The 807-nt window shown below is 76.1% G+C and carries 1 protein-coding gene; it reads left to right on the forward strand.

Annotation, left to right across the window (positions count from 1 at the left end):
- Positions 1-807 (forward strand): HRDC domain-containing protein (locus HMPREF3099_RS09950; RefSeq protein ID WP_202816752.1); only part of this gene is annotated, 807 nt, incomplete at both ends.

Genomic DNA, 807 nt, shown 5'->3' on the forward strand with positions numbered 1-807 from the left:
GGAGCCGCTGCCGGAGGTGGTGGCCGACGACGCCGCGCTGGCCGAGGCCGCCGCCCGGCTCGCCGCCGGCACCGGACCGGTGGCCGTGGACGCCGAGCGCGCCTCGGGCCACCGCTACGGCAACGACGCCTACCTGGTGCAGCTGCGCCGCGAGGGGGCCGGCACCGTGCTGCTGGACCCCACCGGCATCGACGACATGTCGCCCCTGTCCGCGGCACTGGACGGCCCGGAGTGGGTGCTGCACGCCGCCACCCAGGACCTGCCCTGCCTCACCGACCTGGGACTGGCACCCCGCGCCCTGTTCGACACCGAGCTGGGCGGGCGCCTCGTGGGACTGCCCCGGGTCGGCCTGGCCGCGGTGGTGGAGCACTACCTGGGGCTCACCCTGGCCAAGGAGCACTCGGCCGTGGACTGGTCCACCCGCCCGCTCCCCCACGACTGGCTGGTCTACGCCGCGCTGGACGTGGAGGTCCTCGTGGAGACCCGCGACGCGATGGAGCAGGACCTCGAGCGCCTGGGCCGTCTGGAGTGGGCGCGGCAGGAGTTCGAGGCCCTCACGCACTTCCGCGGCAAGGAGCACACCGAGGAGGCCTGGCGCCGCACGTCGGGCTCCCACCGGCTGCGCCGTCCGCGGCAGGCCGCCACGCTGCGCGAGCTGTGGCAGGTGCGCGACGCCATGGCCCGCGAGCGCGACGTGCCGCCCTCCAAGGTGATCCGCGACGAGGCGCTCGTGGCCCTGGCCACCGCCCCGATGGTGGAGCCGGCCGACATGGCCCCGGTGGTGAAGTTCGCCCTCGCCGGCCGCAG

It is taken from the genome of Kytococcus sp. HMSC28H12 (assembly GCF_001816045.1).
GTDB classification, from domain to species: Bacteria; Actinomycetota; Actinomycetes; order Actinomycetales; family Dermatophilaceae; genus Kytococcus; species Kytococcus schroeteri.